Here is an 8,182-nt window from a genome sequence, read left to right on the forward strand (position 1 = left end):
GCCGTCCCCGGCGAGCAGCACCAGCGGCTCCGGGTCCAGCGCGGACAGCTCCCGGGTGGCGTCCAGCAGCAGCCCGAAGGCCTTCTGCGGGACGAGCTGGCCGACCGCCAGCACCAGCGGGCGGTCCGGGCCGTCGCCGAGCAGCGCGGCGCGCGCCTCGGGGCGGCCGAGCCGGCCCTCGGGCATCGGCGGGGCCGCCACCGGGCCCAGCCGGGCGTCGCTGGCGCCCAGTTCGCGGGCCCGGGCGACCAGGTCGGAGGAGGCGCCGAGGACCAGGTCGGCGGCGCGCGCCACCCGGCGCTCCATCAGCCGCTGCAGCCGGCGCTCCATGCCGGTGGCCAGCAGCGCGTGGTGCGAGGTGACCACCAGCGGGGTCTCCGGGCGCAGGCCCGGGAAGCGGCCCGCGGTGCGCAGCGCCAGGTCGGACAGCAGTCCGGCGCGCAGCCCGTGGGCGTGCACCACGTCGGCGCCGGTGAAGGCCCGGCGCAGCTCGCCGATCGCGGTGGCGTCGCTGCGGGCGCCCGCGGTGGGGGTGATGTCGACGGTGTGGAACCTGGCGCCCGTACGGGAGAAGCCGAACAGCGCGTCCGTACCGTCCGGCGCGCAGACCGTGACGTTCACCCCGTGCGCGACCAGGCCCTGGGCCAGGGAGCGCACGTGCGCACCGATGCCGCCGGTGCTGGCGGCCAGGACGAGTACCACGTGCAGCTGCCCCGGTTCGGGGGCGGCCGCGGTGGCCCGGGCGGCGGAATGGTCCACGTCGTCTCGCATCCGACTCGATCAGGTTCGCGCGCCGCTTCGCGAGGATTGCCCGCCCGGCGGCGCTCGGGGCTGGGAAGCCAGTGTCCAGCCGCCACCATGCCAGGTCGGCGGCCCTCTTGGACAGTCGGCGCCACCGGGGCGCGTCGCCGAGGTCCGAGGGGGCCGCCGGCGCCGGCTACCGGCGGCGCGGGGCCCGGGCGGCGGCCAGCAGTTCCTCGGCGTGGGCGCGGCCCAGCTCCGAGTCCTCCAGGCCGGCCAGCATCCGGGAGAGTTCGCGCACCCGCTCCTCGTCGTTCAGCACCTTGACGCCGCTGCGGGTCACGGTGCCGTCGTTGGTCTTCTCCACCACCAGGTGCCGGTCGGCGAACGCGGCCACCTGCGGGAGGTGGGTGACCACCACGACCTGGGCGGACTCGGCCAGCTTGGCCAGCCGGCGGCCGATCTCGACCGCGGCCTTGCCGCCGACGCCCGCGTCCACCTCGTCGAACAGGTAGGTGGGGACGGGGTCGGCGCCGGCGAAGACCACCTCGACGGCGAGCATCACGCGGGACAGCTCACCGCCGGAGGCGCCCTTGGCGATCGGGCGCGGCTGGGCGCCCGGGTGCGGGGCGAGCAGCACCTCGACCTCGTCCACGCCGTGCGGGCCGTAGGCGACGGTGCGCCCGTCGACCTCGATCCCGGCCAGGTCGTCGACCTGGCTGATCGCGAAGGTCACCCGGGCGTGCGGCATGGCCAGTTCGGCGAGTTCGGCGGAGACCGCCTGGGCGAACCGGCCGGCCGCGGCGTGCCGGGCCCGCGAGACCTCGGCGGCCAGCTCGGCCAGTTCGGCCCGCAGCTCGGTCTCCCGGGCGCCGAGCTCGTCGATCCGGTCGTCGTCGCCGTCGAGCTCGGCGAGCCGCACCGACCCGGCCTCGGCCCAGGCGATCACCTCGGCGAGCGAGTTCTCCTCGCCGCCGTACTTGCGCAGCAGCTGGGCCAGGACGGCCCGGCGGTCCTCGACGGCGGCCAGGCGCACCGGGTCGGCGTCCAGGTCGTCCGCGTAGCCGGCCAGGTCGCCGGCCACGTCGGCGAGCAGGTAGCCGACCTCGTTGAGCCGGTCGGCCAGGGCGGCCAGCCGCTCGTCGTGGTGGCGCACGGCGTCCAGCGCGCGGCGGGACTGGGCGAGCAGGGTGCCCGCGTCCAGCGCCTCCGGGTCGACCGGGTCGCCGGCCAGGGCGGCGTGGGCGAGGGTCGCGGCGGAGGACAGCGCGTCGGCGTGGCCGAGCCGCTCGGCCTCGGCGGCCAGCTCCGCGTCCTCGCCGGCCACCGGCTCGGCGGCGGCGATCTCGTCCAGGCCGAAGCGCAGCAGGTCGGCCTCCTGGGCGCGCTCGCGGGCCCGGGTGGTCAGCTCCTCCAGCGTCGCCGAGACCTCGCGCAGGACGCGGTAGGTCTCCCGGTAGCGGGCCAGCGGCTCGGCCACCGAGGCGCCCGCGTACCGGTCCAGCGCGCCGCGCTGGCGGGCCGGGCGCAGCAGGCGCTGCTGGTCGGTCTGGCCGTGCACCGCGATCAGGTCCTCGCCGAGTTCGGCGAGCAGCCCGACCGGGACGGACCGGCCGCCGACGTGCGCCCGGGAGCGGCCCTCGGCGGAGACGGTCCGGCTGATCAGCAGCGCGCCGTCGTCCAGTTCGGCCCCGGCCTCGATCGCGCGGGCCGCCACCGGGGAGCCGGCGGGCAGCTCCAGCCGGCCCTCCACGACGGCGCGTCCGGTGCCGTTGCGCACCAGGCCCGGATCGGCGCGGCCGCCGAGCAGCAGGCCGAGGCTGGTCACGACCATGGTCTTTCCTGCGCCGGTCTCACCGGTCACGGCGGTGAAGCCGGGGGCGAGTTCGACCACCGCGTCGTCGATGACCCCAAGATCCCGTATCCGCATCTCGTCCAACACGGAGACGACCATACGAGGTTCCACCCCCGGCGCGCGACGAGCGGCAACGGCGCGCGGCAACTCCGTGCCCCGAAGTTCATCCCTTCCGGGAGTCCTCCGCGGGCACCGGCACGGTGCACCAGGGCAGGAAGAGCTGCACCAGCGGGCCGATGGCCAGCGCGTACGCGACGGTGCCGACCCCGGCGGTGCCGCCGAGCAGCAGCCCGACGGTGAGGACCGTCACCTCGATCCCGGTGCGGATCAGCCGCAGCGAGCGGCCGGTGCGCCGGTGCAGCCCGGTCATCAGGCCGTCGCGCGGGCCGGGGCCGAGCCGGGCGCCGATGTAGAGGCCGCTGGCGACGCCGTTGAGCACGATCGCCGCGGCCGTCAGCGCGATCCGGGCGGGCAGCGCGCCGGGGCCGCCGACCACCCGCAGCGTGAGGTCCATGGCCGCGCCGATCACCAGCACGTTGGCGACGGTACCCAGGCCCGGGCGCTGGCGCATCGGGATCCACAGCAGCAGCACCAGGGCGCCGCAGATGGTCACCCAGGCGCCGACCGAGAGGCCGACGGTGCGCTGCAGGCCCTGGTGCAGCACGTCCCAGGGGTCGAGGCCGAGGCCGGCGCGGAGCATCAGCGCCATGCTCACCCCGTACAGGGCGAGGCCGACGAACAGCTGCGGGATCCGGCGGCCCAGGGCGCGGGTGTCACCGAACACCCGGGCGGCGAGGCCGGCTCCGCGGGCGGGCGATCCGGGCGTGCCTGCCGGTCCCGGTGCGGTCGTGGTGGTCGTGGCGGTCGTGGCGGTCGTGGTGGCCAAGAGGTGCTCCTGCGGTGGTGCTGCACCGGCGGGACGGCCCGGCGGTGGCGGCCGGTACGGCCGCCCTGCCATGATGGCCAGGCCAATACGGCCCCCTCCAGGGCCAATTCCGAGCAAGTGGACTGATCGCCATGGCCGACTGGCACACCACCGTCACCCCGCCCGCCCTGGCCCGGCTGCTCGCCACCGCCCGGCTCCCCGAGTCGGCCGCCGCCCGCCGCCCCGCCTACCGCACCCTGGCCGGGCAGATCCGGCTGCTGGTCACCGAGGGCCGGCTGCCGGTCGGCGCCCGGCTGCCCGCCGAGCGCGAGCTGGCCACCGCCCTCGCGATGAGCCGCACCACCGTCGCCACCGCGTACGAGACCCTGCGCGGCGACGGCTACCTGCACAGCCGGCGCGGCTCGGGCAGCTGGACCGCCCTGCCCGAGGGCGCCGCGCCGCCCGGCGAGGCCCTGCACCCCGTCCCGCCGGACGAGCAGGGCCGCATCCTGGACCTCGGCGTCGCCGCCCCGCCCGCGCCGCAGCCCTGGGTCGGCCGGGCCGCCGCCCGGGCCGTCGAGCAGCTGCCGTACTACGCCGCCGGGCACGGCCACTACCCCACCGGCGTCCCGGTGCTGCGCGAGGCCGTCGCCCGCCGCTTCACCGACCGCGGCCTGCCCACCACGCCCGACCAGATCCTGATCACCACCGGCGCGATGGGCGGCCTGCACCTCGTCCAGCGGGCGCTGATCGGCCGCGGCGACCGGGTCGCCGTGGAGGCGCCCAGCTACGCCCACACCCTGTCGGCGCTGCGGCTGACCGGCGCCCGGCTCGTCCCGGTGCCGTACACCTGGACGCCGCGGCCCGCCTGGGACCTCGACGAGTGGCGGCGGGTGCTGCGCGGCGCCGGGCCCCGGGTCGCCTACGTGATCCCGGACTTCCACAACCCGACCGGCGCGCTGGTCGACGAGGAGCAGCGCCGCGAGCTGCTGGCCGCCGCCCGGGCCGCCGGAAGCATCGTGCTGGCCGACGAGACCACCGCCGAGCTCGGCTGGGGCGTCCCGCCGGACACGCCGCTGCCGCGCCCGACGGCGGCCCTGGACCGCGCCGCCCAGGTGGTCACCGTCGGCTCGGCGGGCAAGCTGCTCTGGGGCGGCCTGCGGATCGGCTGGGTCAGGGCCGCGCCCGCCCTGGTGCGCCGGCTGGCCAACGAGCGGGTGCACAGCGACGTCGGCACCCCGGTGCTGGACCAGCTGATCGCCGCCGAACTGCTGGGCGAGCCGCTGCCGGACGTCCGGGAGCACCAGCTGGCCCGGCTGCGGGCCAGCGCGCACGCCTTCGCCACCGCCCTGCCCGAACAGCTGCCCGCCTGGACCTTCACCATGCCGCCCGGCGGGCTCGCGCTCTGGGTCTCCACCGGCGGGCTGTCCGGCGCGGCACTGGCCCACGCCGGGGAGCGCGGCGGGGTCCGGATCGCCTCGGGCAACCGCTTCGGCTCGGACGGCGCCTTCGAGCACCACATCCGCATCCCGCTCACGGTGCCCGCCGCGACCGTCCCCGCCGCCGTCGAGCGCCTCGCCGCCCTGGCCGCCGTCGCGTCGGCCGGCGGACGGCTCGAACCGGCCGACGAGGCCCATCCCCTGGCGGTCTGACGGACCGTCACCTTCCAGGGGCGCGGCAGCGCCGGGCCGAAAGCCCGTGTCCCGTACGGGCTTTCGGCCCCGGTTCCCGACGCCGGACGACCGGCCTCGCTAGTGGTGGTCGGCCCGGCCGCGCCAACCCGTCACCGGCAGCGCGAACTTGGCCACCAGCCGGTCGGTGAACGGCGCCCGGTGCAGTCTGGCCAGCCGCACCGGCGTCTTGCCCCGGCGGACCTCCACCCGTGCCCCGGCGGGCAGTTCGACCGAGCGCCGCCCGTCGCACCAGAGCACGCCGTGCGGGGTCTTGGGCTGCACCTCGACCGCCAGCACCGACTCCGGCGAGGTCACCAGCGGCCGGGCGAACAGCGCGTGCGCGGAGATCGGCACCATCAGCAGCGCCTCCACCTCCGGCCAGACCACCGGCCCGCCGCCGGAGAACGCGTACGCGGTGGACCCGGTCGGCGTCGCGCACACCACGCCGTCACAGCCGAAGTTGGAGACCGGGCGGCCGTCCACCTCGGTCACCACCTCCAGCATCCGCTCCCGCGACGCCTTCTCGATCGAGGCCTCGTTCAGCGCCCAGTCCTCGTGCACCACGTCGCCGTTGGTGCGGACGATGACGTCGATCGTCATCCGCTCCTCGACCTCGTAGTCGGCGTCCACCACCCGCTCGACCACCACGGCCAGGTCGTCCCGCTCGGCCTCGGCGAGGAAGCCCACCCGGCCGAGGTTGATCCCGAGCATCGGCAGTCCGTGCGAACGCGCCAGCTCCGCCCCGCGCAGCAGCGTCCCGTCCCCGCCGGCCACCAGGATCAGCTCGCAGCCGTCCGCCGCGCCCGGCCCCTCGGCCACCTTCTCGACGCCCTCCGGCAGGTCCAGGTCGACCGCCTCGGCCTCCAGCAGTCTGATCCGGAGCCCGGCCTTCAGCAGCCCGTGCACCAGGGCCTCGACGCTGCGCAGCGCCGCCTCCCGGCCGGTGTGCGCGATCAGGAAGACCGTACGTGCTTCATCGCTCATGCCGCTGCCCTCTCCCTAACGCCTGCCGGGTCGCCCTCGGCCCCCGGTGCGGCCACGCCATACGACATGACGGGCCGGACGCTCGCAAGGCACCCTACCGGGGGCCCTCCGCCACGGCCCGGTCCGCCTCCGCCGGGTCCAGTTCCGGAGCGTCCCGGCGCAGCCAGAGGAAGTACTCGACGTTGCCGGACGGCCCCGGCAGGGGGCTCGCGGTGACCGCGCGCACGCCCAGCCCGAGCGCCCACGCCTGCCCGGCGACCTGGCGCACCATCTCGGCGCGCAGCTGCGGGCTGCGCACCACCCCGCCGCTGCCCAGGCGCTCCTTGCCGATCTCGAACTGCGGCTTGACCATCAGCACCAGGTCCGCGTCCTCGGCCGCGCAGGAGGCGAGGGCCGGGAGCACCAGGCCCAGCGAGATGAACGAGAGGTCGCCCACCACCAGGTCCACCGGGGTGCCGCCGATCAGGTCCACGGTCAGCTCGCGCACGTTGGTGCGGTCCATCACGGTGACCCGCTCGTCGCTCTGCAGCGACCAGGCGAGCTGCCCGTAGCCGACGTCCACGGCCAGCACGTGCGCGGCCCCGGCCCGCAGCAGCACGTCGGTGAACCCGCCGGTGGAGGCGCCCGCGTCCAGCGCCCGGCGGCCCTCGACCACCAGGCCCTGCGGCACGAAGGCCGCGAACGCGCCGGCCAGCTTGTGGCCGCCGCGCGAGACGTAGTCGGGGTCGTTCTCGTCCTTGGCCACCACGACCGCCGCCGAGGTCTCCACCTGGGTGGCCGGCTTGGTCGCGGTGGTGCCGCCGACGGTCACCCGGCCGGCCGCGATCAGCTCGGACGCGTGCTCACGCGATCGGGCCAGCTTGCGGCGGACCAGTTCCGCGTCGAGTCGGCGTCGTGCCACTGCCACTGGTGTTTCAGCTCCTACGGATCCTGCGGGTCATTCCCGGTCGAGCGCGGCCAGTGCGTCGACGAGCCGCTGGTGAACATCTTCGTACACCGCGACGTGTGCCTCGGCCGGGACCCCGTCCAGAGCCTCCAGCCGGGCCAGGCCGGCGTCCACGCCGGGGTGGCCGGTGGGGGTCAGCTCGACGCCCAGCGGCTCGGCGGGGACGTCCGCGCACGGCGGCACAGCGCTGTGGACGGACTCGGGCGGTTCACTCGTCTCGGGCATCGGGCTTCTTCGTGCTGGTGGCCTTGCGGACGGTGGTCTTCCTGGTCGCCGCGCGCTTCGCGGGGGTCCCGGCCTCGGGCTGGGCCCCGGCCCGCTCGGCGGTGGCGGCGGTCTTCTTGGTGGCGCTCTTCTTGACGGTCGTCGTCCTCTTCGCGGCGGGCTTCTTCGCGGCGGGCTTCTCGGCGGCCGTCCTCTTCGGCGCGGTCTTCCCGGCCGCGGCCTTCTTCGCCGTGCTCTTGTCGGTGGCGCCATTCCCGGCCGCGGGCTTCTCCGCGACGGACTCCTCCTGCGGGGCCGGGGCGGCCGGAGGAACGGGAGGGACCGGCGGATCGAACTCGACCGGCTCGTCCACCTCCACCCGCTCGGCGACTATCGGCTCGCCCGCCGTCCCGACGGCCGACCGCTCCTCCTCGAACTCCCAGCCGCGCCCGAACAGGTCGGCGGCCCGCGGCGCCGGCACCGGCTCCTCGGGCTCGTACGGCCCCGGCCCGGCCGCGGCCGCCGGGGGCTCCTCCTCGACCTCGCGCAGCTTGGTCTCCAGGTACGCCAGCACCACGCCGACCTTGGTCACCTGGTCCCCGACCTTCTCGAAGACCTTCTCCGCCTCGTTGCGCGCCACGCCGACCGCCAGGTCCACCCCGGCCCGCCCGGCGGTGACCGCCTCCCCCGCCAGGGTCTGCAGGGTCTCCACCGACGGCGGGAACTGGCCGCCCAGCCGGCGCTCGACCTCGGCCACGTCGACCCCAGCCTTCTCCAGGATCGAGGTCGCCGTCCCGACGACCAGCTTGCCGACCTCCTCCACCACCCCGGCGGCCGTCTCCACCACTCCCCGAACCGTCCTCGGCAGCATCCGGGTGCCTCCCAATCGCCTGCGCGCGCCGCTGCGCCGCCCT

Annotated in this window: 8 protein-coding genes; 1 reads left to right on the forward strand and 7 read right to left on the reverse strand. The window is 76.4% G+C overall.

Annotated elements, in window-relative coordinates:
* The 3 genes from ABZW03_RS32475 to ABZW03_RS32485 all read right to left on the reverse strand — a co-directional run.
* Window positions 1-759, reverse strand: a 759-nt coding sequence (locus ABZW03_RS32475) for a glycosyltransferase (RefSeq protein ID WP_355266335.1), incomplete at its 3' end; no start/stop codon positions are given.
* Window positions 760-937: 178 nt separating this feature from the next.
* Window positions 938-2,695 carry a DNA repair protein RecN gene (gene recN, locus ABZW03_RS32480; RefSeq protein ID WP_355266338.1) on the reverse strand — a complete coding sequence of 586 codons (1,758 nt, stop codon included), beginning with the start codon at window positions 2,693-2,695 and terminating at the stop codon, window positions 938-940.
* A 64-nt stretch (window positions 2,696-2,759) separates the two neighbouring features.
* Entirely contained in the window at window positions 2,760-3,380 is a 621-nt protein-coding gene (locus tag ABZW03_RS32485) for a hypothetical protein (protein WP_355266352.1), read from the reverse strand.
* 233 nt (window positions 3,381-3,613) lie between these two features.
* On the opposite strand from ABZW03_RS32485, the gene ABZW03_RS32490 reads away from it, so the two are divergent.
* The gene (locus ABZW03_RS32490; RefSeq protein WP_355266341.1) at window positions 3,614-5,113 is read left to right on the forward strand and encodes a PLP-dependent aminotransferase family protein; all 1,500 of its coding nucleotides are present in this window, start codon (window positions 3,614-3,616) and stop codon (window positions 5,111-5,113) included.
* Window positions 5,114-5,212: 99 nt separating this feature from the next.
* On the opposite strand, the gene ABZW03_RS32495 is transcribed toward ABZW03_RS32490, so the two are convergent.
* The 4 genes from ABZW03_RS32495 to ABZW03_RS32510 all read right to left on the reverse strand — a co-directional run.
* The gene (locus ABZW03_RS32495) at window positions 5,213-6,118 is read right to left on the reverse strand and encodes an NAD kinase (RefSeq protein ID WP_355266344.1); all 906 of its coding nucleotides are present in this window, start codon (window positions 6,116-6,118) and stop codon (window positions 5,213-5,215) included.
* Window positions 6,119-6,212: 94 nt separating this feature from the next.
* Window positions 6,213-7,019, reverse strand: a complete 807-nt coding sequence (locus tag ABZW03_RS32500; protein ID WP_355266355.1) for a TlyA family RNA methyltransferase — start codon at window positions 7,017-7,019, stop codon at window positions 6,213-6,215.
* Window positions 7,020-7,055: 36 nt separating this feature from the next.
* A complete protein-coding gene (locus ABZW03_RS32505) occupies window positions 7,056-7,289 on the reverse strand; it encodes a hypothetical protein (protein WP_355266347.1) in 234 nt (77 codons plus the stop codon).
* Window positions 7,273-8,182: hypothetical protein (locus tag ABZW03_RS32510; RefSeq protein ID WP_355266350.1), on the reverse strand; the 910-nt coding region annotated here is incomplete at its 5' end. The genes ABZW03_RS32505 and ABZW03_RS32510, both read right to left, overlap by 17 nt.

The sequence above is a fragment of the Kitasatospora sp. NPDC004799 genome (assembly GCF_040609095.1).
GTDB lineage: Bacteria > Actinomycetota > Actinomycetes > Streptomycetales > Streptomycetaceae > Kitasatospora.